The organism is Bradyrhizobium sp. P3_C3, from assembly GCF_056402655.1.
In genome coordinates this window covers 108741-132430 of sequence record NZ_JBFUGY010000021.1, presented here as the reverse complement: position 1 = coordinate 132430, position 23690 = coordinate 108741, and the positions used below count along the sequence as shown (strand labels likewise).

The 23690-nt window shown below is 64.3% G+C and carries 19 protein-coding genes and 1 pseudogene; 16 read left to right on the top strand and 4 right to left on the bottom strand.

Annotation, left to right across the window (positions count from 1 at the left end; all coding sequences use genetic code 11):
- The 3 genes and pseudogenes from AC1DW2_RS23855 to AC1DW2_RS23845 all read left to right on the top strand — a co-directional run.
- A pseudogene (locus AC1DW2_RS23855) lies at window positions 1-382 on the top strand (glycosyltransferase family 4 protein); the annotation flags it as partial.
- On the top strand, window positions 379-519 hold the full coding sequence (locus tag AC1DW2_RS23850) for an NAD-dependent epimerase/dehydratase family protein (RefSeq protein WP_477007219.1): 141 nt from the start codon (window positions 379-381) through the stop codon (window positions 517-519). The pseudogene AC1DW2_RS23855 and the gene AC1DW2_RS23850, both read left to right, overlap by 4 nt.
- The gene (locus tag AC1DW2_RS23845; protein WP_477007218.1) at window positions 465-1325 is read left to right on the top strand and encodes an NAD-dependent epimerase/dehydratase family protein; all 861 of its coding nucleotides are present in this window, start codon (window positions 465-467) and stop codon (window positions 1323-1325) included. The genes AC1DW2_RS23850 and AC1DW2_RS23845 overlap by 55 nt, the downstream gene beginning before the upstream one ends.
- On the opposite strand, the gene AC1DW2_RS23840 is transcribed toward AC1DW2_RS23845, so the two are convergent.
- Window positions 1313-2332, bottom strand: a complete 1020-nt coding sequence (locus AC1DW2_RS23840) for an MraY family glycosyltransferase (protein ID WP_477007217.1) — start codon at window positions 2330-2332, stop codon at window positions 1313-1315. The two genes, AC1DW2_RS23845 and AC1DW2_RS23840, sit on opposite strands and share 13 nt — an antisense overlap.
- Complete coding sequence (locus AC1DW2_RS23835) at window positions 2329-3288, bottom strand: lysylphosphatidylglycerol synthase transmembrane domain-containing protein (protein WP_477007216.1); 960 nt, start codon at window positions 3286-3288, stop codon at window positions 2329-2331. Before AC1DW2_RS23835 ends, AC1DW2_RS23840 begins: the two co-directional genes overlap by 4 nt.
- Window positions 3289-3507: 219 nt before the next feature.
- Between AC1DW2_RS23835 and AC1DW2_RS23830 the strand changes: the two genes are divergently transcribed.
- The 11 genes from AC1DW2_RS23830 to AC1DW2_RS23780 all read left to right on the top strand — a co-directional run bounded on the left by AC1DW2_RS23830 (window position 3508) and on the right by AC1DW2_RS23780 (window position 19495).
- Window positions 3508-4497, top strand: a complete 990-nt coding sequence (locus tag AC1DW2_RS23830; RefSeq protein ID WP_477007215.1) for an SDR family NAD(P)-dependent oxidoreductase — start codon at window positions 3508-3510, stop codon at window positions 4495-4497.
- 7 nt (window positions 4498-4504) lie between these two features.
- Window positions 4505-5917 (top strand): mannose-1-phosphate guanylyltransferase/mannose-6-phosphate isomerase, encoded by a 1413-nt coding sequence (locus AC1DW2_RS23825; RefSeq protein WP_477007214.1) that lies wholly within the window; start codon window positions 4505-4507, stop codon window positions 5915-5917.
- A 181-nt stretch (window positions 5918-6098) separates the two neighbouring features.
- Window positions 6099-7103 (top strand): Gfo/Idh/MocA family protein, encoded by a 1005-nt coding sequence (locus AC1DW2_RS23820; protein WP_477007213.1) that lies wholly within the window; start codon window positions 6099-6101, stop codon window positions 7101-7103.
- 40 nt (window positions 7104-7143) lie between these two features.
- Window positions 7144-8295 carry a DegT/DnrJ/EryC1/StrS family aminotransferase gene (locus tag AC1DW2_RS23815; RefSeq protein ID WP_477007220.1) on the top strand — a complete coding sequence of 384 codons (1152 nt, stop codon included), beginning with the start codon at window positions 7144-7146 and terminating at the stop codon, window positions 8293-8295.
- A gap of 321 nt (window positions 8296-8616) precedes the next feature.
- On the top strand, window positions 8617-10143 hold the full coding sequence (murJ, locus tag AC1DW2_RS23810; protein WP_166099460.1) for a murein biosynthesis integral membrane protein MurJ: 1527 nt from the start codon (window positions 8617-8619) through the stop codon (window positions 10141-10143).
- A gap of 154 nt (window positions 10144-10297) precedes the next feature.
- Window positions 10298-13120, top strand: coding sequence for an ATP-binding protein (locus tag AC1DW2_RS23805; protein WP_477007212.1), 2823 nt, complete (start codon window positions 10298-10300; stop codon window positions 13118-13120).
- Between the two features lie 146 nt (window positions 13121-13266).
- Window positions 13267-14253: an alpha/beta hydrolase gene (locus AC1DW2_RS23800; protein ID WP_259256765.1), complete on the top strand. Its 987-nt coding sequence runs from the start codon at window positions 13267-13269 to the stop codon at window positions 14251-14253.
- Between the two features lie 447 nt (window positions 14254-14700).
- A complete protein-coding gene (locus AC1DW2_RS23795) occupies window positions 14701-15618 on the top strand; it encodes an NADP-dependent oxidoreductase (RefSeq protein WP_477007211.1) in 918 nt (305 codons plus the stop codon).
- A 430-nt stretch (window positions 15619-16048) separates the two neighbouring features.
- Window positions 16049-16324 (top strand): YjiS-like domain-containing protein, encoded by a 276-nt coding sequence (locus AC1DW2_RS23790; protein WP_477007210.1) that lies wholly within the window; start codon window positions 16049-16051, stop codon window positions 16322-16324.
- 283 nt (window positions 16325-16607) lie between these two features.
- Entirely contained in the window at window positions 16608-18917 is a 2310-nt protein-coding gene (locus AC1DW2_RS23785; RefSeq protein ID WP_354081074.1) for a xanthine dehydrogenase family protein molybdopterin-binding subunit, read from the top strand.
- 131 nt (window positions 18918-19048) lie between these two features.
- Window positions 19049-19495, top strand: a complete 447-nt coding sequence (locus tag AC1DW2_RS23780; protein ID WP_028153044.1) for a c-type cytochrome — start codon at window positions 19049-19051, stop codon at window positions 19493-19495.
- A 134-nt stretch (window positions 19496-19629) separates the two neighbouring features.
- Here the strand turns inward: AC1DW2_RS23780 and AC1DW2_RS23775 are convergent, their stop codons facing one another.
- Window positions 19630-20043: a hypothetical protein gene (locus AC1DW2_RS23775; protein WP_477007209.1), complete on the bottom strand. Its 414-nt coding sequence runs from the start codon at window positions 20041-20043 to the stop codon at window positions 19630-19632.
- Between the two features lie 234 nt (window positions 20044-20277).
- On the opposite strand from AC1DW2_RS23775, the gene AC1DW2_RS23770 reads away from it, so the two are divergent.
- A complete protein-coding gene (locus AC1DW2_RS23770; RefSeq protein WP_477007208.1) occupies window positions 20278-21561 on the top strand; it encodes a cystathionine gamma-synthase family protein in 1284 nt (427 codons plus the stop codon).
- Between the two features lie 132 nt (window positions 21562-21693).
- On the opposite strand, the gene AC1DW2_RS23765 is transcribed toward AC1DW2_RS23770, so the two are convergent.
- The gene (locus tag AC1DW2_RS23765; protein ID WP_063982216.1) at window positions 21694-21945 is read right to left on the bottom strand and encodes a YjiS-like domain-containing protein; all 252 of its coding nucleotides are present in this window, start codon (window positions 21943-21945) and stop codon (window positions 21694-21696) included.
- Between the two features lie 170 nt (window positions 21946-22115).
- Between AC1DW2_RS23765 and AC1DW2_RS23760 the strand changes: the two genes are divergently transcribed.
- Complete coding sequence (locus AC1DW2_RS23760) at window positions 22116-23684, top strand: winged helix-turn-helix domain-containing tetratricopeptide repeat protein (RefSeq protein WP_477007207.1); 1569 nt, start codon at window positions 22116-22118, stop codon at window positions 23682-23684.
- The last annotated feature ends 6 nt before the right edge of the window (window positions 23685-23690 follow it).

Sequence of the window (23690 nt, the reverse complement as noted above, 5' to 3'; positions counted from 1 at the left end):
GGTCGCGGATGCCGAGCTCGAGGCGTTCCTGGCGGCTGCCAATCTCTGGATCATTCCGTACCGGAAGGACGTGGCGGGGGTGTCGGTGCCGAGCCGGTTCTACAATCTGCTGGCAGTCGGCCGTCCCGTGGCGCTGGTCTCCGAGCCGGAGGCCGAGGCTGCGTTGACGGTGGTGGAGAACGGGCTCGGATGGGTCGTGACGCCGGGGCGGGCGGATCAATTGGCCGATGCGATCCGTGCAGCATCCCGCAGCGGCGATGACGCCATGGCCGAACGCGCAGTGAAGGCGGCGGCGAGATTCGACCGGACGACCGCGATGAACGCCTATGCCGGGCTGATCGACGAATTGTTGCGTAACCCCGATCTGGCGGAGCAACGATGAGCGAGCGAAAACCGGTCGTGCTGGTGACAGGGGCGAGCGGCTTCGTCAGCCGTCATGTCGCGCCTGAGCTAGCGGGCGAGGGATGGTCGGTCCGCCCCGCGGTGCGCAGCCCGGAGGGATCGACGACGAGGTCGTGATCGAATCGATCGGCCCCGATACCGATTGGGAGGCGGCGCTCGAAGGCGTCGACGCCGTGGTCCATCTCGCCGCGCGCGTGCATCACAAGCACGAGGAGCACGCGGTCCAGCTCTACCGCAACGTCAACATCGCCGGCACGCTGCACCTGGCGCGATCCGCGGCGACGGCGGGCGTTCGCCAGTTCATCTTCGTCAGCACCGTTCTCGTGCACGGCCGCAGCAATGAAGGCCGCGCGCCGTTCAGCGAAGACGCATCCTCACGCCGCGCCGTCTCTACGGCATGTCCAAGGCCGCCGCCGAGGGCGGGCTTGAGAACGCTGGCGCGCGACAGCGACATGAAGATCTCGGTGATCAGGCCGCCGCTGGTCTATGGCGCGGGCGCCAAGGGCAATTTCGCGCTGCTGACGCGCGCGGTGAATCTGGGACTGCCGCTGCCCTTTGGCGCGATCCGCAATCAGCGCGCGTTCCTGGCCGTGCAGAATCTGTCGTCGTTCATCCTGCGCCGGCTGGCTCACCCCGATCCCACGAGCAATTTCGAGATCTTCCTGGTCGCCGACACGGAACAGGTCTCGACGCCCGAATTCATCGAGCGGCTGGCAAAGGCAGCCGGCAAGACCTCGCGGCTGTTCGGCATGCCGCCGGAGCTGCTCTCAATGCTGCTCAGCGTGATGGGCCGGCAGGATACCCATGACAGCCTGATCGGCTCGCTCGAGCTCAATCTCGCCAAGGCGATCGCGACCGGCTGGCAGCCGCAGGTCTCCCTCGACGAGGGCCTGCGGCTCGCGCTGTCGGCTCAGGACGCCTGAGGGCGGGAGAAGCGGCGCAGCACGAATCCGATCGCGATCGCGCCCGCGACGAGCGCGAGCCATGTGACGGAGGTCGAGCTTGCGCGAACCATGACGATGGCAAGCACAGCCAGCAATAGATTGAGCGCGAACACATCGCCGACCACGCGGCGGACCGTGAAGCCATTGTCGGTGGCACGCTGGTAGAAGTGCGAGCGGTGCGCCGACCAGAATTGTTCGCGCCGCGCGATGCGCCGAAACAGCGTGATGGTGGAATCCACGAGGTAGTAGGCCGGCAGCAGCAGCGCTGCGGCGGGCTGCCCTTGCCAGGCGAGCTCCAGCAGGCACCAGCCGAGCAAAAGGCCGATCGGCAGGCTGCCGACATCGCCCAGGAACACCTTTGCAACCGGACGGTTGAACGGCGCAAAGCCGAGCATGGCGCCGCACAGCGCCGTGGCGATCAGCGGGGCCGGCCACGAGAGATCACCGAGCAGTCCCAGCAGCAGCAGCGCTGCGGTGACGGGCACGACTTCCGCGACCGTCATCAGGTCCAGCCCGTCCATGAAGTTGACGAGGTTCACGAACCAGACGCCGGCGAGCAGGATGAGACCGCGCTCGAGCGGAAGCGGCAGTGCCGGCACGATGCGCGCGGTCTCGGGCGCGGTGAATACGACCGCGCCGATGCAGGCTGCTTGCACCGCGAGCCGCACCAACATCGGCAGCGACACGATGTCGTCGGCGAATCCGACCAGCGCGATCACGATCGTTGCAATGACCAGCGCCGGCGGGATCGCAACGTTCGCCCAGGCGGCCCAGGCCGATGCGACCAGCAGCGTGGCGGTGATCACCGCGATGCCGGCGCCCTGCGGGGTCGGAATGCGATGCGAGGAACGGGCATTCGGCCGCGCCAGGGCGTAGCGCTGGAGCAGGGGACGGCTGGTCCAGGTGATGAGGGCCGACATCAGCGCGGCGACCGCGACGGCAAGCAGCGAGGACGTGGCGGCAACAGCGTCGATGGCTGGGCTCACTCCGGTACCCCGAGCGACGCTGACCCTTTCGCGGCCTTCTCCGCGCTGAGGATCCAGACCAGGCCGCCGATCGCGCCGACGATGAAGAGCACGGCGCCGAACAGCAGCGAGACGTTGACGCCTTCATTGGCGGAAAGCCCGGCGAAACCGAAGGCCAGGCCCATCGTCGCCTCGCGCACGCCCCAGCCGGCGATCGAGATCGGCATCAGGGTGATCAGCATGATCGGCGGAATGAGGAGGAATGTCTGGCCGAAGCTGACCGGAGCGGCGATCGACTGCACCACACACCACGCAATAACGACGGCGAGCACGTGAACGAGAAGCGACAGAATTGCGACGATCGGTCCGCGCTTGGCGTTGAAGATCACGCGGTTGGCAATCACGGCGCAGGCGTGGATGTGGTGGGTGGCCCACCAGGTCTTCAGCCACGACCATTTCAGCGCGCCGAAGATCAGGAAACCGACGCCGCCCGCGAGCGCGGCGAAATCGACGAGCAGCAGCGCCGAGCGTCCGTGCGGATCGGTGATGAGCTCGTAACTCCAGGGCAGGCTCGCGACGACGACGATCGCCAGTGCGACGAGGCCGATCGCGCGGTCGACGAAGATCGAGTAGGTGGCCGCGCGCCATCCGGCGCCGGCGCGCGCGACCAGCCACAGCCGGACCGCATCGCCGCCGATCGCGGAAGGCAGCGTCTGGTTGAAGAACGCGCCGATCACGTTGTAGCGCATGGCGCGGCCGAGCTCGAGCGGCGCGCCGCATTCGGCGCTGATCTCGCGCCAGCGGACCACGCCGACGAAGATTTGCAGGAACGTGACCGCGATCGCCATGGCGATCCAGAGCAGGCTGGTCGCGGTCAGGCGCGAGAACAGTTCGGACAGATCGACCTTGCGCAGCGCCAGGTAGAGCAGCGCTCCGGAAATCAGGATTTTGGCCGTCGACAGCAGGATTCGGCGCATCTCGCCCGCATGAACAGGGTTTGCGAAGATTTGAGGCAACCCGACGCTAGGCGTCGAATTCGGCCGCTTTGGTATGGTTTTGGCGCCGATCTTGCAATAGCGCTTATGGAGCGGTGACGAATAGCGGCGAGGCTATTGCGACGGCCTCGATACCGCGGCTAAAGAGGCGCCGCGGGGCCGGCTTCGGGATCGCGTGGCAACAGATCGCTTGGGAACAGGATGACGGATCAGGCGATTTTGGTCACGGGAGCCGCCGGGTTCATCGGCTTTCACGTCGCCCGGCAGCTTCTCGCCGAGGGCCGGCCCGTGGTCGGGCTCGACAATCTCAACAGCTATTACGATCCCGCGCTGAAACAGGCGCGCCTGGCGCTGCTTCGGAACGATTCCCGCTTCGCCTTCGTCGAGGCCGATCTTGCCGACCGCGAGACCATCGCGGCGCTGTTTGCGCGACATCGATTTGACAAAGTCGTGCATCTCGCGGCCCAGGCCGGCGTGCGCTACTCGATCGACCATCCGCACACTTACGCCGATTCCAATCTCCAGGGCTTTCTCAACGTGCTGGAGGGCTGCCGCAACAACTCTTGTCGTCATCTCGTCTACGCCTCGTCATCCTCCGTTTATGGCGCCAACACTAAACTGCCATTTGCCGTGCAGGACCGGACCGACCATCCCGTGAGCTTCTATGCCGCGACCAAGAAGGCGAACGAATTGATGGCGCAGTCCTACAGCCATCTCTACCGGCTGCCGGTCACGGGCCTGCGCTTCTTCACCATCTACGGCCCGTGGGGCCGGCCCGATATGGCCCTGTTTCTGTTCGTGAACGCCATCATGGCTGAGCGTCCGATCCGGCTCTTTAACCATGGCAAAATGCGTCGCGACTTCACCTATATTGACGACGTCACCCGTGTAGTATCCAAGCTCATCGATCGGGTGCCCGCGGATGACCCGGCTGCCGCAAATGCGCCGTCTAAGGTCTACAATGTCGGCAACCACCATCCGGAAGAGCTGATGCATGTCGTCGGGTTTCTGGAGCAGGAGCTGGGTCGGACGGCAATCAAAGAATTGCTGCCGATGCAGCCGGGAGACGTCTTGGAAACGTTCGCGGATGTCGAGGATCTGACGCGCGACACCGGCTTTGCACCGTCAACGCCGATCGCGCTCGGGGTCCGTAATTTTGTCACCTGGTATCGGGACTACTTCAAGGTTTGAAATGACGATGGACAAACGCATTATCCCCCTGATCATGTGCGGCGGTGCCGGCACGCGGCTGTGGCCAGCTTCGCGCGAGGTGCGCCCCAAACAGTTCCTGCCGCTGTTCGGCACGCGCTCGACCTTCCAGGACACGCTGCTGCGCGTGTCGGATGCCTCGCTGTTCGATCGTCCGATCGTCATCACCAATGCGTCCTATCGCTTCATGGTGCTGGAGCAACTCGCCGAGATCGGCATCGAGGCCGACGTGATCCTCGAGCCGATGCGGCGCGATTCCGGCCCCGCGATCGCCGCGGGCGCGGTGTTCGCGCAGAACCGCGCCAGTGACGCGATCGTGCTCGCGCTCGCCGCCGACCACGTGGTGCAGGACAACGCCGCCTTCGTCGCGGCGTGCCGCGAGGGCCTCACCGCCGCGAGCGCCGGACGCATCGTCACYTTCGGCGTCAAGCCGGAGCGGCCGGCGACTGAATACGGCTATATCAGCCCGGGCGAGGTGATCTCCGGCGAGGTGCACGCCGTCGCGCGCTTCGTCGAAAAGCCTGATGCCGTGAAGGCGGCCGACTACGTCAGTTCGGGCTATCTCTGGAACAGCGGCAACTTCATGTTYCCGGCCACKGTCCTGCTCGACGAATACCGCARGGTSGAYGCGGCGAGCGTCGAGGCGRTSTCCAATGCGGTGAGCAATGCCGGCCGCGATCTCGGCTTCGTGACGCTGGAGYCCGAGGCGTTCGGCRCGGCGAAGGCGATCTCGATCGACTATGCGGTGATGGAGAAGACCTCGCGCGCAGCGGTCKTGCCGGTGTCCTGCGGCTGGTCCGACGTCGGCTCCTGGCACGCGGTGTGGGAGTTGTCGGAGAAGGACGCGCAAGGCAATGCTTCGCAYGGCAGYGCSGTGTTCGAAGACTCGCGCAACTGCAACGTCACCACAGATGCAGCGCTGGTCGCGCTCGAAGGCGTCGACGATCTCGTTGTGGTCGCCACCGCGGATGCGGTGCTGGTCTCGCGCCAGAAGGATGCCAACGGCCTGAAGCGCCTCGTGACCAAGCTGAAGGCGGTCGCACCGAAGGTCACCGAGGAGCATCTCAAGGTGCACCGGCCCTGGGGCAGCTACCAGTCCGTCGATAATGGCGAGCGCCACCAGGTCAAGCGCATCGTGGTCAAGCCGGGCGGGCGGCTGTCGCTGCAGAAGCATCATCATCGCGCCGAGCACTGGATCGTCGTCCGCGGCGCCGCCCGGGTGACCGTCAACGAGACCGTCAAGACGGTGCACGAGAACGAGTCCATCTACATCCCGATGGGCGCGGTGCATCGGATGGAGAATCCCGGCAAGATCATGCTGGAACTCATCGAGGTCCAGACCGGAAGCTATCTCGGGGAAGACGACATCATCCGGATTGAAGACGACTATCAAAGGTCGTAACCAGCAAGCTCCGAATCACGCGACCCGGGCCGGAAGGCGCAAGCTTTTGGCGCTAAGGCCCGGGGAACGTGTAACTTTTTGAATCAAATCGTGTCCGGTCAATTCGGCTGACATTCGCCACAAATGTGGCGCCCGTGCTAGAAGCGGCCCGGGGATTTGCGTTGAATCGGGGTTTACTCAGATGAGTTCCAAAGGGTTTGCACCGGCAAAGGCCGGCTTGCGCGTTGGCGTCGTTGGCGCGGGCGTGATGGGCAGCAACCATGCGCGCGTGCTCGCGGGTCTTCCAGGCGTCAGCCTCGTCGGCGTGGTCGATCCGTCGCCGGCGCATCTGACGCGCACCACCGAGCTTGCCAGCTGCCAGGGTTTCGAGACGCTCGACCAGCTCCTCGCCGAAGGTGTCGACGCCGTCACCATCGCCGCGCCGACACATCTGCATCACGAGGTCGCGCTCGCCTGCATCGCCAGGAACGTCCACGTTCTCGTGGAGAAGCCGATCGCCTCAACGGTCGCGGAAGGCCGCGAGATCGTCGCCGCCGCGCAAAAGGCCGGCGTCACGCTGATGATCGGCCATGTCGAGCGCTTCAATCCGGCGGTCGCCGCCGTCAAGCAGGCGATCGCAGGCGAAGATATTCTCTCCATCGCGATCACCCGCGTCGGTCCGTTCCCGCCGCGCATGTCCAATGTCGGCGTCGTCATCGACCTTGCCGTGCACGACATCGATTTGATCCGCTGGTTCACCGAATCCGACATCGTCGAGGTGCAGCCGCAATTGTCGAGCGCGGTCGCCGAGCGCGAGGACATCGCGCTCTTGCAGTTCCGCACCGCCAATGGCGTGCTCGCGCACATCAACACCAACTGGCTGACGCCGTTCAAGGCGCGCAGCGTTACGGTCGCGACCCGCGGCAAATACGTGATGGGCGATCTGTTGACGCGCCAGGTCACCGAGTGCTTCGGCTTCAAGCCGGACGGCAGCTATTCGATGCGGCATCTGCCGGTCGGCCACGACGAGCCGCTCCGCGCCGAGCTGATCGCGTTCCTGAAGGCCGTCCGCAACGGCGAGACGCCGGCGGTCACCGGCGACGAKGGCGTCGCCAGCCTCGAGATCGCCACGCAGTGCCTGGAAACACCGTCGCGGCCCGCAGCCACGTCGTCCGCCCGCAAGGGTCCGCGCCGCGTCGCGGGCTGATCTCTTCTCCATGTCGACCGCTCAAAACCCGCAAGGCGCCATGAACCAGCATCTGCGTTCCGAACCCATTCCCTTCGTCGACGTCGCCTCGCAGCGCCGCCGGCTCGGCGCCTCGCTCGATGCCGCCGTCAAGCGCGTCCTCGACCATTGCCAGTTCGTCAATGGTCCTGAAGTCGCCGAGCTCGAGAAGCAGCTTGCGGCCTATAGCGGCGCCAAGCACGTGATCGGCTGCGCCAGCGGCACCGATGCGATCCTGATGGTCATGATGGCGAAGAATGTCGGCCCCGGCGATGCCGTGCTGTGCCCGTCCTTCACCTTCATCGCAACCGCGTCGCCGGTGGCGCGGACCGGCGCGACGCCGGTTTACGTCGATGTCGATGAAGCCACCTTCAACATGAGCCCGGAGTCGCTGAAGCGCGGCATCGCGACCGCGCGCAAGGCCGGCCTGAAGCCGGTCGCGGTGATTCCGGTCGATTTGTTCGGCCAGCCCGCCGATCACGATGCCATCGCCGAGATCGCCAGGGCCGAATGCCTGTTCGTGCTCGACGACGCCGCCCAAGGGTTTGGTGCGAGCTACAAGGGCCGCAAGCTCGGCACCTTCGGGCTCGCCACCGCGACCAGTTTCTTCCCGGCCAAACCGCTCGGCTGCTTCGGCGACGGCGGCGCGATCTTCACCGATGACGACGAGCTCGCCGCGACGCTGCGCAGCATCCGCGTGCACGGGCAGGGCGTGGACAAATACGACAACGTCCGCCTCGGCCTGACCGGCCGGCTCGACACCATGCAGGCCGCGATCCTGATCGAGAAGCTGAAGATTTTTGACGACGAGATCGCCGCCCGCAACAGGGTTGCGGAGCGCTATGCGCGTGGCCTGTCGAACGTCGTCACCGTGCCGCGGCTTGCGCCGGGCAACACCTCGGTCTGGGCGCAGTACACCATCCGTCTTCCTGAGGGCACCGACCGCGACGGCTTTGCTGCCGCGCTGAAGGCCCAGGGCGTGCCGACCGCGATCTATTACGGCAAGTCGATGCACCAGCAGACCGCCTACAAGCAGTATCCGGTCGCGGACGGCGGCCTGCCGGGCTGCGAGAGCCTCTCGCAGGACGTCATCAGCCTGCCGATGCACGGCTACCTGACGGAAGCCGACCAGGAGCGAATCATCGCCGCGGTGCGCGGCGCGATCGCGGGCTGATTTCGTCGTTTTGCCCTTCTTTCCCTCTCCCCCTGTGGGAGAGGGTGGCATAGGCGGCCTTCGGCCGCCGTCCCTTAAGAACGCCGATGCTTTGCATCGGCTATGGCGATAGCGGCGAGACGGGTGAGGGGTCTCTCTCCGCACGGAAAGCTGGGAGAGAGACCCCTCACCCGATTGAATTTGCATCTACCTGCGGCGCTGCCCTCTCCCGCAAGGGGAGAGGGCGCAGCAATGCGCATCGCAAGCCGAGCGCCCGTCTTTTTTGATCACGTCAAACTTCAAAGCCTTATCGTTGGGCTGATAAGTCTCTAAAACAGACGCATGCTCGGACGCATCTTCACGGTCGGTGGTTACACGCTGCTCTCGCGGCTGACGGGATTTGCCCGCGACATCATGCTCGCGGCGATCCTGGGCGCCGGCCCCGTGGCTGACGCCTTTTTCGTGGCGCTGCGGCTGCCCAATCATTTCCGCGCGATCTTCGCCGAGGGCGCCTTCAACGCCGCCTGGGTGCCCGCCTATGCGCATGTCCATGGCGAGCGCGGGGAGGGGGCGGCAAAATTGTTCGCCGACCGCATCTTCACGCTGCTGCTGGCCTCGCAGGTGGTGCTGCTGATCGTCGCCTGGCTGTTCATGCCGCAGGCCATGAGCATTCTGGCGCCGGGCTTTTCCGAGGACGCCGAGCAGCGCAAGCTCGCGATCGAGCTGACCCGGATCACCTTTCCCTATCTGCTGCTGATCACGCTTGTGACGCTCTACGGCGGCATGCTCAACGTGATGCAGCGCTTTGCCAGTGCCGCGGCGGCATCGATCTTCCTCAACATCTCCATGATGATGACGCTGGCGCTCGCCGCATGGTTTCCCAGCGCAGGCCACGCCGCCGCCTGGGGCGTCCTGATTTCCGGCTTCCTGCAATATTTCCTGCTCGCGGGCGATCTCGCGCGCCATGGCGGCCTTCCGCGCTTTGCGCCGCTGAAGCTCGACGAGGACGTCCGCAGCTTCTTCAAGGCACTGGGACCTGCGACGCTGGGTTCGATGGGCACACAGGTCGCGCTGTTCGCCGACACCATCATCGCGACCTTCCTGCCCGCAGGCGCGCTGTCGGCGCTCTATTATGCCGACCGCCTCAATCAGCTGCCGATCGGTGTGATCGGCATCGCGATAGGCACGGTGTTGCTGCCCGAGATGTCGCGGCGGATCACCGCCAACGATCATGACGGCGCGATGAAGGCGCAGCGCCGCGCCTTCGATTTCACGCTGCTGTTCTCGGTGCCGTTCGTGGCGGCCTTCATCACCGTGCCCGACGCGATCATGCGTGCGCTGTTCGCCCGCGGGGCGTTCTCGAAGGCCGATGCCGCCGCCGCCGGCGCCACGCTCGCGGCCTATGCCATCGGCCTGATCCCCTTCGTGCTGATCCGCAGCGCGGTCGCGACCTTCTATGCGCGCAAGGATACGGCGACACCGGTCCGCGCCTCGCTGACGGGCATCGCCGTCAACGTCGCCCTGAAGGTGGCCTTGATGGGTTCGCTCGCCCAGATCGGCCTTGCGCTGGCGACAGCTGTCGGTGTCTGGACCAATCTGCTGCTGGTGCTGTTCTTCGCCGTGCGGCGAGGCTTTCTCGTGCTGGACCGCGCGTGGCTGATGTCGCTCGCTAAATTCCTGCTGACCGGACTGATCCTCGCCGCCACGTTCTGGCTGATCGCGCGCTTCAGCGGTTCTATGCTGGGCTCGATGCACTTCCGCGATGAGCTGATGCTGGTGCTGCTGGCCGTCGGAGGCACCATCGTCTACGCGCTCGCGATCCTCATCCTGTTCGGCCGCAGCTGGTTGGTCTCGCTGGTGCGTGGCTAGGCCTGTATCAATCCGACGGGCCAAAGCCTGCTGCAGCAGGCGAGACACGCCGGAAGCAGCCATCACGTATATGGCTCTCCTCTGGTTCCCGGTGCATGGTAACGTTTAACCTCGGTCGAGTTCGAAAGGGTGCGGTCTCACCAACGGTTATGCGATGACCAGACGGGCGAAAAAGGCGACCTCGCCGCGGAAAGGGCGGGTTGGTGCTACCCTTGCGTCCCCCAGTTTGCAGGGTCGCGCGCAGGACATTGCGCTGATCGATCACCTGATCGAACGGATCGACCAAGGTGGATCCACGCTTGTTATCAGCGGTGAGCCCGGCATCGGAAAATCTGCGCTCCTCGATGTTGCCAGACACAGGGCCAGTGAACGCGGCTTCACCGTCTTGGGCATGACCGGCGTCCTCGCCGAAGTCCATTTGCCGTTTGCAGCACTTGAACAGGCCTTGCGTCCGCTGATGAAAGGGGCCGAGGGCCTTGTCCCTCGCCAGCGATCGGCCTTGCTGGCCGCTTTTGGCATGCATGACGACGCGGGGCCGCCCGATATCTTCCTGGTTGCGCTCGCGACGCTGTCTCTTCTGAGCGAAAGGGCGACGCGCGAGCCTCTGCTGCTTGTTGCCGACGATGCCCAATGGCTGGATCAGGCGACCTTTGAGGTGCTGGCCTTCGTCTCGCGCAGACTGAGCTCGGACCCGATCGTTCTCGTGGTGGCCATGCGCGATGACTTCAAGAGTCCCCTTGGCGACGCCTCCACCCAGAGGCTGCGACTTTCAGGGCTTGACGAGGCCGACGCCGAGCATTTGCTGGACGCCAACGCGCCGGGCCTTCCGGCGGAGTTGCGCAGCCGCTTCCTTCGGGAGGCCTCGGGTAATCCGCTGGCCCTTGTGGAGCTGCCCCGCGGAGAACGAGCCGCTGGAGATGCGCCGTGGCTTCCGCTGACCGACCGGCTCGAGCGCGCCTTCTCCAGTCGCTTGTCCGACCTCCCGCACATCGCGCAATTGCTGTTGTTCGTGACGGCGGAGAACGACGGGACATCGCTCCACGAAATCCTTTCCGCCGCCGAAGCCGTGTTGGGCGAGCGCGTGGGGATCGATGCCATGGCGCCCGCGGTCGCCGCGAAGCTCATCGAGATCAACGGGACGGAGGTGAGGTTTCGGCATCCGCTCGTTCGCTCCGCCATGCACCAGGCCGCCGACCCGGCGACCCGCCAAAGGATCCACGCCGCACTTGCTGCCGTGATTCACGATCAGCTCGACCGCCAATTGTGGCATCGTGCCGCAGCAACGATCGGACCTGACGACGAGCTCGCCGGCGAATACGACCTGATGGCGGCGCGCGCGTTGCGGCGCGGCGCCGTGGCGATGGCGATCGAGGTTCTGGAAAGCGCGGCACGGCTGAGCAGCACGGCGAAGGCGAGAGGCGACCGGCTGTTGCGGGCAGCCGAACTCGCCGCCGATCTGGGGCAGCCGGAGCTCATGGAGCGCCTGCTGCGGCAGGCCGACATCGACGAGACGAACCAGTTGGCGCTGGTCCGGATCGCCTGGTGCCGTGAGATCAGCCAGCCCCCGGCGGTCAACGATCCCGCGAAGATTCTCGCATTGATTGGGTTCGCCGCGAAAGCCCACGCCGCCGGCGCGATCGATCTGGCCGCCAATCTTCTTTGGCGAGCCGCGCAACGTTGCTGGTGGAGCAGCGCAAGCGATGAACTCTGCGCAAGGGTTCACGATGCGGCTGCGCGGCTGGAATTGCCTGACGGGGACCCCCGCCTGATCGCAATATCCGCTTACGTCGAGCCGCTGCGGCGGGGGGCGGACTTGTACCTCAAGCTTCAGGGGCTTGCGGGAACGGCGCACAGCGACCCCACCGTTGCGAGCATCCTCGGCAGCACCGCCAATGTCATCGGGACCTTCGACATCAGCGTGAACTTTCTCGCCGAGTCCAGTGCCGTGCTGCGCATGCAGGGACGGCTCAGCGATCTCGCCCGGGTGCTTTTCGCCCAAGGGTGGGCGGAAATGGAAGTCGGTGACTGGCGGGGCGCCATGAGGGAGGCCGAGGAATCCGCCCGGCTTGCCGAAGAGACCGGCGGGCTTCCGTGGATTGCCGCAGCCACGATCCTGAAAGCCAGGCTCGCAGGAATGCAAGGCAATCTGGAGCAATCCGAAGCGTATGCGGCGCAGGCGGAAGCCCTGGCCCTGTCCATCGGCGCGAGTTTCCTGCTGGCCATGTTGCAGATCGCACGAGGCGTATCCGCAATCGGCGCGGGCCGTCATTGGGAGGCCTTTGAGCATCTGCGACGCCTGTTCACGCCGGCCGATCCCGCTTTCAATTTCGGCCTTCAGTTCTTTGGCCTCGCGGATTTCGTGGAGGCCGCCGTGTCGTCCGGCAATGCGGACGAGGCGAGCCGCGTGCTTGATGAGATCGAGCGCGCCTCGGCTCCGACGCCGGTGCCGTGGGTCGGGACGATGCTGCAATATGGCAAGGCGTTCCTCGCTGCGCCGGAAGACGCCGAGCCGTTCTTCCTGCAAGGTCTTGGACTGCAAGGTCTTGGACTGCAAGATCCTGGGCCGGCCGCGAAGAAATGGCCGTTCCTGCGAGCCCGTTTTCTCCTGGCCTATGGCGGATGGCTGCGCCGCCAGCGCAGATCCGCCAATGCGAGGGCTCCGTTGCGCGAGGCACGCGACATGTTCGATGCGCTCGGCGCTTCGCCCTGGAGCGATCGGGCCCGCGAGGAACTGCGCGCGTCCGGCGAAACCAGCCGCCGGCGAACCGAACAGGTGTGGGACACGCTGACCCCGCAGGAGCTTCACATCGCGCAACTCGCCGCCGAAGGTCTCTCGAACAAGGAGATCGGCGCCAGACTGTATCTGTCCCACAGAACTGTCGGGTACCACCTGCACCGGATCTTTTCGAAGGCCGGAATCACCTCGCGGTCCGGGCTACGCCCCGTTCTCGCAAGCATCAGCCGCCCCGCGGACTGATCGTCGTCCCGTCATCGGACTGGTCATTTGACAGAAGCGGCAGCCCCTCCGCGCGGGCTAGCTGTGCGAGTGCGTCTACCCCCAAGCAAAAGTTGACCATGAAACTGTTCTCTTCACTCGCAATCCTCAGCCTCGGAGCAATCCTCATGACCCAAGCCGCCGATGCGGCCCCGGACGCCGGGACCGACCCCCGGATCGATCCCCAGGTTCGCGCCTTCCTGCGCGAGATCAACAAGGATCCGAGCCCGTTCTGGGAGCTGCCCCAGCCCAAGCCGCAGGACATCCTGACGGAGCTTCAGAACAAGACGCCAGTCGACATGTCGGGGGTGAACACGACCGAGCAGACCATCACCCAGGATGGTCAGTCAGTGAAGATCTACATCATGAAGCCCGAGCACGTGACGGGAAAGCCCGGCGTACTGCTGTTCATTCATGGCGGCGTCTGGATCGTCGGCAATTTCCAGAACCATCAGCGTCTGTTGCGCGACCTGGTGGTCGGCTCCGGCCAGATCGGTGTTTTCGTTGAGTACACGTCCCTGCCGAAGGCGCGCTTCCCCACGCAGCTCGACCAGTCCTATGCGGTGCTGAAATGGGTGGCGAGCCACGCCGAAGAGTTCGGCGCGGACGGTAGCCGGATCGCGGTGGCCGGCAATTCGGTTGGCGGCAACATGACCGCGGCATTGTCGCTGATGGCCAAAGACCGCAGCGGACCCAAGATCAGCTATCAGGTCATGATGATCCCGGCGACCGACGCCAGCGTCGACACCGCATCCTACCACGAATATGGCACGGGACGATTTCTCGCCCGCGCCTTCATGAAATACGGCTGGGATCTGTACGCGCCGGACGCGGCGACGCGCAACAACCCCTACGTCTCGCCGCTCCGTGCCAGCCTGCAGCAATTGAAGGGGCTTCCCCCGGCTCTTGTCATCACCGCAGAGAACGATCCGCTGCGCGACGAAGGCGAGGCTTACGCGCGCAAGCTCAAGGAGGCCGGAGTGTCCGTGATCGCGACCCGCTACAACGGGATGATCCACGACTTCGTCCTGCTGAACGGCATCCAGAGCGACCCCGAGCCCAAGGCCGCGATTCGGCAGATGTCGGCGGAGATCAAGGCACATCTCGCGCCTTGATCTAGCCTTGGAAGAGCAGGCGGCGACCTTGTCGCCGCCTGCTGTTTGCCGGCCGATCCCGAATTGATGATTGCGGCGTTTTCGCGCAATGACCCCGCTGACTGAAAAAGTCCAGCCGGGTGGCGTCTGCAGCAATTTGCCAAGTCCAGTTTTGCGATTCTCGTCGGCTCACAGTCTCAAGGCCGACATCACGGCATCGGCTGGTACAGCCAGAATCGTCAATCTTGGTACTTTTTTATAGCCAGGCGCAACGCATCTACTCGCTACGACCATAGATCGGAGCGAGCCCGATCCATCGGGCTTAGCGGGAGTTCCGATCAGTGCAGACAACTCAATCGCCGACACGGAGACAGGAGTTCCACACTGCCTAGCATTTTGTGGAAAGCCGGCGCGTGCGCGCTCCCTCGCATTTCCACCGAAGAGACAAATGACCAAGGAGAAAATCTCATGAAGGCTATCGTTGCAACGGAGCAAGCCGCGGGAACGGCCGGCATGAAGCTGGTGCACCGGCCCGAGCCACAGGCGGCGATAAACGATGTCGTCGTCCAGGTTCATGCGTCGAGATTTATCCCGACTGAGCTTGCGTGGCCCTCGAGCTGGGCCGATCGCCTTGATCGCGACCGAACGCCGTCGATCCCTGGGCACGAGCTGGCCGGAGTGGTCTCTGCCCTTGGATATGGAACGACGGGGCTGTCGGTGGGACAACGGGTGTTCGGCCTCGCGGACTGGTATCGTGACGGCACGCTGGCCGAGTACGTGGCAATCGAGGCGCGCAACCTTGCGCCGTTGCCGGGCGACGTCGACTTTACCGTGGGCGCGAGCCTGCCGATCTCGGGCCTCACCGCGTGGCAAGGGCTGTTCCAGCACGGTCGCATTCAGGCGGGGCAGAGCGTGCTGGCACACGGGGCGGCAGGCGCAGTCGGGTCTATGGTGACGCAACTCGCACGAGCGGCCGGAGCTTACGTCATCGGCTCCGGACGTGCCGCCGATCGTCAGACAGTGCTCGACCTCGGCGCGAAGGAATTCGTCGACCTCGACAACGACGCACTGGAGGACATCGGCGAAGTCGATCTGGTGTTCGACGTCATCGGTGGTGACATCCAGAAGCGGTCCACCGGACTCATTCGAGCCGGGGGAACACTGGTGTCCATCATCGGGCCGGCGGAGGCGCAGCCTTCCAACGGGCTGGCGATCGACTTCGTCGTCGAGGCTGATCGTGCCCAACTGAATGAGATCGTCCAGCGGGTGCGGGACGGACGACTGCGGACTAACATCGGCAACGTCTCGACCCTCGACGATGCCGTCGCCGCCCTAAATTCGACCGAGCGACGTAAGGGAAATACGATTATCCGCGTTCGTCCCTGAGCGACGCACGTCCGTCGATGCGCGCAGCCGGCCGGCTCGTCCAGGTCGGCCGGCTGTTGAGAATGTCGCAGCGGGTCAATGGCCGCGCTCTCAGAGCGGTCGCAAACGTCCGCTTTGGAATGCCCCTCGCGTAGGGGGCATGAACCGTCGCGTCGAATGAGCGAATTCGTTGGAGCGAGGGACTCGCCTCCAAGGTGCAACCGACCTCTGCACATCCCTTGATTTTGCGCGATGGCCGTGGTATTGGCGCCGCATGATCACATCGTCGCGCCACTTCAACCGCAACCACATGACCCGCTTCGGCTGGGCCGTGGAAGGAGTCGCGCGCTAGGAATTCGACGACGACATCTTTTCCACCAGGCCCCGCCGGCATCGGACGGGGCCTTTTGTTTGGCCACGCTCCCTGCCGGCACAACAGCAGGAGCATCCGATGCCACCCCAACAGACGGACATCTCATCCGAGATTGAGCGCGATGCCGCGAGGCTTCGGCTCGACCTCTCCATCGTCTTGAGACTGATCAAGCGATACTGGCGTGCGTTTCAGGAGCTGCGGCAGCGCCCGCAGGTCGCATCGCAGGACCTGAGTGACAGGGAGCTGATGGATATCGGCTTGACGCGTAGCGAGATCGACTACATCACGCCTGAACGCGCTATCGATACGCTGAGAGATCGCACCACGGATCTTTGGAGGCGGGGCGTGATATAGGTGATCAACCGTCAGAAGCGGAGATACGCTTTGCGAACAAGCGGCAGTCAGCACGACTACTTCTTAGGAGTGCACCGCGGGACGAGTTCGGCAACTATCGTGCCATCAACCGGACCGTTCCTCACAGGGAAATGACCGGGCTGCGGCGTTTTCGTCGCATCCCGCTCTGACAGGCGAGGCACCGGGCGAGCCTGCGCGGCCTATGCCCGCCTAAAGCCGTTTGCCTTGCCACTTTTTCCACGGCAATATGCCCGCAAAACAACCATGAGGACGGGATAAGAAAATGGCGGCTCCCATCAAGTTCGGCGTTGGCCAAAGCGTGCTGCGCAAGGAGGATGACGCGCTCATCCGCGGCAAGGGCCGATATACCGACGATTATGCGCCGCAGGCCGCGCTTCGCTGCCTGATGCTGCGCTCGCCGCACGCGCATGCCAAATACACCATCGATGCGAGCCGGGCTCGCACGCTGCCGGGCGTTGCGCTGATCCTGACCGCCGATGATGTCAAGGATCTCGGCAATCTGCCCTGCCTGTTCAATCTCGAGACCGATCCGTTCACCGGCCCGCCTTACCCGATCCTCGCCAAGGACGAGGTGCGCCATGTCGGCGATTCCATCGCCTTCGTGGTCGCCGAGACCATCGACCAGGCCCGCGACGCGATCGAGGCGATCGAGGTCAAATGGAGCCCGCTGCCGGCGGTGACCGGCGTCGTCAACGCGGTCAAGAAGGGCGCCCCGCAGGTCTGGCCGGACAAGGCCGGCAACGTGCTGTTCGACGTCTCGATCGGCGACAAGGCGGCGACCGAAGCTGCCTTTGCGAAGGCGCATGCGGTCGCCGAAATCAACATCGTCAATCCGCGCGTGGTCGCGAGCTTCATGGAGGCGCGCGCGGCGGTCTGCGAATACGACGCCAAGCGCGATCATCTGACGCTGACGGTCGGCAGCCAGGGCAGCCATCGCCTGCGCGACATCCTCTGCCAGAACGTGCTCAACATCCCGACCGAGAAGATGCGGGTGATCTGCCCMGACGTCGGCGGCGGTTTTGGCACGAAGCTGTTTCCGTACCGCGAATACGCCTTGATGGCGGTCGCCGCGCGGCAGCTCAAGAAAGCAGTGAAATGGGCGGCCGACCGCACCGAGCACTTCATGGGCGACGCGCAGGGCCGCGACAACGTCACCACCGCCAAGATGGCGCTGGCCGAGGACGGCAAATTCCTCGCGATGGATTGCGACCTGATGGGCGACATGGGCGCGTATCTGTCGACCTTCGGCCCCTACATTCCGCATGGCGGCGCCGGCATGCTGCCGGGCCTCTACGACATCCAGGCCTTCCACTGCCGGGTGCGCACCATCTTCACCAACAGCGTGCCGGTCGACGCCTATCGCGGCGCGGGCCGTCCCGAGGCCGCTTACGTCATCGAACGCCTCGTGGACGCCTGTGCGCGAAAACTCGACATGACGCCGGACGCCATCCGCCGCAAGAATTTCATTCCGCCGAAGGCGCTGCCCTACAAGACGGCCACGGGCAAGGTCTATGATTCCGGCGATTTCGCCGCGCATCTCAAGCGCGCGATGGAGATCGGCGAGTGGAAGGAATTTCCGAAGCGCGCCAAGGCAGCCAAGAAGAATGGCCTGATCCGCGGCATTGGCCTTGCGAGCTATGTCGAGATCTGCGGCGTGATGGGCGAGGAGACCGCCAATGTGCGGCTCGATCCCAGCGGCGACGTCACCGTCCTGATCGGCACACAGTCGAGCGGGCAGGGCCACCAGACGGCTTATGCGCAGATCGTCGCCGAGCAGTTCGGCCTGCCGCCGGAGCGCGTGCACGTGCGCCAGGGCGACACCGACGAGATCGCCACGGGGCTCGGCACCGGCGGCTCGGCCTCGATCCCGTCAGGAGGCGTCAGCGTCGAGCGCGCCACGCGCGAGCTTGGGCAGAAGCTGAAGGAGATCGCGGCGCAGGCGATGGAAGCCAGTGCCGGCGACCTCGAGCTCTCCGACGGCGTCGTGCGGATCGCCGGCACCGACCGTTCGATGTCGTTCGCCGATCTCGCCAAGCGCGGGAGCGCCGATCCATCGAAGCTTAACGGCAGCGCGACCTTTGCCAGCGCCGACGGCACCTATCCGAACGGCACGCATCTGGCGGAAGTCGAGATCGATCCGGCCACCGGCATCATCAAGATCGTCAACTACGTGATCGTCGACGATTTCGGCAAGACGCTCAATCCGCTGCTTTTGGCGGGCCAGGTGCATGGCGGCGCCATGCAGGGTATCGGCCAGGCGCTGATGGAGCAGGTGGTCTACGGCGCCACTGACGGGCAACTGATCACCGCGACCTTCATGGACTACGCGCTGCCGCGCGCGGCTGATGGTCCGGACTTCGTATTCGAGACCAGCAACGTTCCCTGCACGACCAATCCGCTGGGCGTGAAGGGGGCGGGCGAGGCCGGCGCGATCGGCTCCTGTCCGGCCGTCGTCAACGCCATCGTCGACGGGCTCTGGCGCGAATACAAGATCGACCACATCGACATGCCGGCCACCCCGGAGCGGGTGTGGATCGCCGTCAACGAGCACCACCGCCGTCACAGCCTTTAATCTCGAGCTCGACCAAATAATCCATAGTGCGACGATCTATCGCCGCGCTTTGGATGGAATGAACTCTGCCAATCGGTGTTGGCCCAATGTGGGGTCAGCACGATCCTGTCTCAGGGAAAGGGATTTTGCGAATGAAGCGAGTGTTGGTTGTTGGGGGCGCGCTGCTGCTCGGCATGGGCGCGGTTTGGGCGCAGCAGGACTCCGTCAAGGAGGTCCAGACCCTCATGAAGGGCAACGGCAAGAACGCCGGCGCGGTTGCGGCGATCGTCAAGGGCGAGAAGCCTTACGACCAGGCCACGGTGGACAGCGCGCTGGCGCAGTTCGCGGATACGGCCAAGAAGCTGCCAAACCTGTTCCCGGCGAGCGCAAAGGGCCAGAAGCCCGAGGGCGACTACAGCGCCTCGCCGAAGATCTGGGAGGACAAGGCCGGCTTCGACGCCAAGATCGCAAGCTTCGCCAAGGTCGTCGGCGAGGCCAAGGGCAAGATCAAGGACCTCGATTCGCTCAAGGCGACTTTTCCCGCGGTCGGCAAGGAATGCGGCGGCTGCCACGAGACCTTTCGTGTGAAGAACAGCTGACGCGGAGTCGGCAAAAAGTGAGGGCGGATGCGCACGGCATCCGCCCTTTTTGCGTTGTGCGCGGGCGCCTCGGTTGACTCGTACGCCTTTTCGGTCGGACGCGCATCTGGGCGGATCGAAGGCGAGCGTATTGCTCAGCCGGCTCCCGATGCTTTTCGAGCGGCAGGCTTGCGAGTCTCTTTTTCGAGTAACCACCCCAAAGCCTTCGCTGGGTTCAACCAGCGCACCTCATCGATCTGTTCGGCGAGCGTCAGCGCATGAACGGTCAGTACCTCAATGTCCTGAGGGTCGACGTCCGCCTTTTCCAGCACGTGTATGCACCGGTTGATCGCCGCCAGATCGAGCTGAAGTTGCTCGACACTTGAGTGGTGATGTTTGGCCCCCACGACTTTCCATGGTCTCATTGCGCGCACTTTTTTCTCCTCATACGCGGTCACGCCTTCGTGAGTGCAGTTTGTGGCGGCAACACGAAAATGGATGGACGGAATCGGGGATGTTTGCGGGCGGCCCGTCAAAGGTAGGGCAGCAGCGGGGGAGGCTTGGACCATTGCGTTGAGGTGCCTCGGTTACCGAGGCATCGATTCGTCGAACCACACCAAAGGCAAAATTTGTTTGCGAGGCCTGGCTGATCGCTGTCGGGGCGCCACGTATGAGCTTATCTTCAACCGCAGCCGCTGCGACGTTGACGAGAGTTGTTGGATGCAGGCGCATCCGAGTCGTGTGCTTCGATCGCAGAGTTCCAATTCGCAGCGAGAATCTGAATCAAAACAGCGAGGCAGGCCATGGTCAAACCGTTCCCGTCGAAGACGCACATCGGCAACCATATGCTGCATCCTGAAACGCTGATGCTGACCTATGGCTATGATCCGCAATTGTCGGAAGGCGCCATCAAGCCGCCGGTGTTCCTGACGTCCACCTTCGTGTTCAAGACGGCCGACGACGGGCAGGACTTCTTCGATTTCGTCGCCGGCCGGCGCGAGCCGCCGGAAGGGATGGGCGCGGGGCTGGTCTATTCGCGCTTCAATCACCCCAACAGCGAAATCGTCGAGGACAGGCTCGCGATCTACGAGCGCACCGAGAGCTGCGCGCTGTTTTCATCCGGCATGGCGGCGATTGCAACCACGATCCTGGCGTTCGTCCGCCCCGGCGATGTCATCCTGCACTCCCAGCCGCTCTATGGCGGGACGGAAACCCTGCTGACGAACACGCTTGCGCGCCTGTCGATCGGCGCCGTCGGCTTCGCCGATGGCGTTGATGAAGCGGCGGTCAGCCAGGCCTCGGAGGAGGCCATGCGCAAGGGCCGGGTCTCGATGATTCTGATCGAAACTCCGGCCAACCCGACCAACGGGCTGGTCGACGTCGCGATGATGCGCCGTGTCGCCGAAGCCATCGGCAAGACCCAGGGACACATTCCGATCATCGCCTGCGACAATACGCTGCTCGGTCCGGTGTTTCAGCGGCCGATCGAGCATGGTGCGGACATTTCCCTGTACTCGCTTACGAAATATGTCGGCGGTCATTCGGACCTGATCGCGGGTGCCGCGCTCGGCGCGAAGGCGATCGTGAAGGGCATCAAAGCGCTCCGCGGCGCGATCGGCACCCAGCTCGATCCGCATTCCTGCTGGATGATCAACCGCTCGCTCGAGACGCTGAGCCTGCGCATGGAGAAGGCGGACAGCAACGCGCGCGTCGTGGCGGACTATTTGCGCGATCACCCCAAGGTGGCCAAGGTTCACTATCTCGGCCATCTCGAGAAGGCTTCGCCGGCCGGAATGGTGTTTGCGCGGCAATGCCTGGGGGCGGGCTCCACCTTCTCGTTCGACATCGTCGGCGGCAAGGACGCGGCGGTGAAATTCCTCAACGCGCTGCAAATCCTCAAGCTGGCGGTGAGTCTTGGCGGAACGGAGTCGCTTGCGAGCCTGCCTGCAACCATGACCCATTCCGGCGTTCCCGCCGACATCCGCCGCAAAATCGGTGTGCTTGATTCCACGATCCGGCTGTCGATCGGCATCGAAAACCCGTCGGACCTGATCGCGGACCTCACACAGGCGCTGAACGCGGCTTGAGGGCGTAGCCCCGACATTGCCGAAGCGTCCCCAAGCAACGCAATGAGGTCGGCCATGCCGCCGCTCGCGCGAGCCAAGGTGCCAAGCCGTTGGTCAGGCTGGTGTCCCCTGGCAGGCCGAATGGCTCCGGACTTACGCTCCGCGCGAATGGCTCACGATGTCTCGCGGGTCGATATCGCGGCTGGAGGCAACGTAGTCGATCTCGCCGCGCGTCGTGCCGATGTCCATCAACTCCCGGTCACTCAAGCCGGACAACGTGCCGCGCACTCTCTGGCGATCGCGACGTGCCTGAAAGACATCCCAGTACTTCCAGATCAGGCCGCGGACATGCCGGGACGATATGGACGCCCGTTCCGGCCACATTGTACCTTGGATCAGGGTCATTGCAGTGCCTTCGGAGGGTGTTTTTCACCCCGAGAAGGTGCCCGAAGACCGACGCGCGTGCTTGACCGACAGCTTACATTTTTCCTACCGGCAGCTTATTCTTGCGACGTCCAGCGGGCCAAAAAGCCCACCCCGGTCGCCCCGGAGGGCTCACCCAAGGGATTCGCACCGTGCGCTATCTCTTTGAGGAGTATGCATTCGACGCCGGTCGGCGAGAGCTGCATCGCGGAGCGGATCGGATCTCAGTTACGCCACTGGTGTTCGATCTCCTCGATTACCTGATCCGCAACAGGGAGCGCGTCGTAGGCAAGGATGAACTCATCGATGCCATTTGGCAGGGGCGCTGCGTGTCCGATGCCGCGCTGACGACCCGCCTCAACAGTGCGCGATGCGCGATCGGGGATTCTGGCGAAGAGCAGCGGCTGATAAGAACACTGCCACGCAGGGGCTTCCGCTTCGTGGGTCAGGTCCGGGAAACGCTTGCCGCCGAGGGCGCAGCGGCCGCCGACGGCGGAGCCGAGACGCCGAAACCTGCGCTCTCGCTCCCCGACAAACCCTCGATCGCGGTCCTTCCATTCGCCAACCTGTGCCCGGATCCGGAGCAGGACTATTTTGCCGACGGTATGGTCGAGGACATCATTTYGGGACTGTCGCGTTCGAAGTCTCTTTTCGTCATCGCGCGACATTCGACTCTGGCCTACAAGGGCAGGGCGATCGACGTCAAACAGATCGGTCAGGAGCTGGGCGTTCGCTACGTGCTCGAAGGCAGTGTGCGCAAGGCCGGCAATCGAGTCCGAATTGCCGGTCAGTTGATCGACGCGACGACCGGCCTGAATCTCTGGACGGACCGGTTTGACAGTGAGATCGAAGATCTTTTCGACCTGCAGGATCGGCTGACGAGCAGCGTCATCGGCGCAATCTCCCCGCGACTGGAGCGCGCCGAAATCGAGCGCGCCCAACGCCAGCCGACCGACAACCTTCAGGCTTACGACTATTATCTTCGGGCATTTGCCTCCTTCTTCAAATTCACCGAGGAAGCAAGCATCGAGGCTATCGAGCTCGCAAAAACTGCCCGCGAGATCGATCCCGAATTCGCGCGTGCATACGCGCTCGGCGCCCGTTGCTATGTCCTGAGGAATGTTTTCGACTGGATCACTGATGAAGCCCATGAACACAGTGAAGCCGCGCGGCTGGCGAGGCGGGCGGTCGAGCTTGACCCGAACGATCCGTCGGTGCTTGCGATGGCCGGACACGCGCTCTCCCAGGTGGCAGGCGAGGTCGAGGAAGGCGATGCTCTTCTCGTGCGCGCGATAAAGCTGGACCCAAACCTCGTCATCGCACGACATTGGAACGGTTGGAGCCAACTCTGGCTTGGTCGTGGTGACGCCGCAATCGAGCAGTTCAACACCGCATTGCGTTTGAACCCGCTTCATCCGCATGGGGGCGCCAATGCCCAGACGGGCTTGGCTTACGCTCATTTTCTTGCTGACCGTCATGATGACGCCTTGGCTTGCGCGGCAGCCGCCATCAGGCTGATACCGATCTTTCCGCCTGCGCAATTCATTCTGGCGGCATGCCATGCGGCGTCAGACCGGGTTGGGGAAGCCCGGCGGATTTGCGACCGTGCGATGCAACTATGTCCCAATAAGCGTATCGATGCCTACACACGGCGATACCGCCGACGGGAAGATGCCGAAAAGCTGACGCAAGCGCTCCGGGTTGCCGGCATGCCGGAATGAGCGTGC

What these genes read in the sequence shown, in the direction of transcription:
- AC1DW2_RS23780 (WP_028153044.1), top strand. Translation starts at nt 19,049, where the DNA reads ATGAAGCGAGTGTTGGTTGTTGGGGGCGCGCTGCTGCTCGGCATGGGC.
- AC1DW2_RS23815 (WP_477007220.1), top strand. Translation starts at nt 7,144, where the DNA reads ATGAACCAGCATCTGCGTTCCGAACCCATTCCCTTCGTCGACGTCGCC.
- AC1DW2_RS23770 (WP_477007208.1), top strand. Translation starts at nt 20,278, where the DNA reads ATGGTCAAACCGTTCCCGTCGAAGACGCACATCGGCAACCATATGCTG.
- AC1DW2_RS23805 (WP_477007212.1), top strand. Translation starts at nt 10,298, where the DNA reads ATGACCAGACGGGCGAAAAAGGCGACCTCGCCGCGGAAAGGGCGGGTT.
- AC1DW2_RS23795 (WP_477007211.1), top strand. Translation starts at nt 14,701, where the DNA reads ATGAAGGCTATCGTTGCAACGGAGCAAGCCGCGGGAACGGCCGGCATG.
- AC1DW2_RS23790 (WP_477007210.1), top strand. Translation starts at nt 16,049, where the DNA reads ATGCCACCCCAACAGACGGACATCTCATCCGAGATTGAGCGCGATGCC.
- AC1DW2_RS23850 (WP_477007219.1), top strand. Translation starts at nt 379, where the DNA reads ATGAGCGAGCGAAAACCGGTCGTGCTGGTGACAGGGGCGAGCGGCTTC.
- AC1DW2_RS23835 (WP_477007216.1), bottom strand. Translation starts at nt 3,288, where the DNA reads ATGCGCCGAATCCTGCTGTCGACGGCCAAAATCCTGATTTCCGGAGCG.
- AC1DW2_RS23830 (WP_477007215.1), top strand. Translation starts at nt 3,508, where the DNA reads ATGACGGATCAGGCGATTTTGGTCACGGGAGCCGCCGGGTTCATCGGC.
- murJ (WP_166099460.1), top strand. Translation starts at nt 8,617, where the DNA reads ATGCTCGGACGCATCTTCACGGTCGGTGGTTACACGCTGCTCTCGCGG.
- AC1DW2_RS23800 (WP_259256765.1), top strand. Translation starts at nt 13,267, where the DNA reads ATGACCCAAGCCGCCGATGCGGCCCCGGACGCCGGGACCGACCCCCGG.
- AC1DW2_RS23775 (WP_477007209.1), bottom strand. Translation starts at nt 20,043, where the DNA reads ATGGTCCAAGCCTCCCCCGCTGCTGCCCTACCTTTGACGGGCCGCCCG.
- AC1DW2_RS23765 (WP_063982216.1), bottom strand. Translation starts at nt 21,945, where the DNA reads ATGACCCTGATCCAAGGTACAATGTGGCCGGAACGGGCGTCCATATCG.
- AC1DW2_RS23845 (WP_477007218.1), top strand. Translation starts at nt 465, where the DNA reads ATGGTCGGTCCGCCCCGCGGTGCGCAGCCCGGAGGGATCGACGACGAG.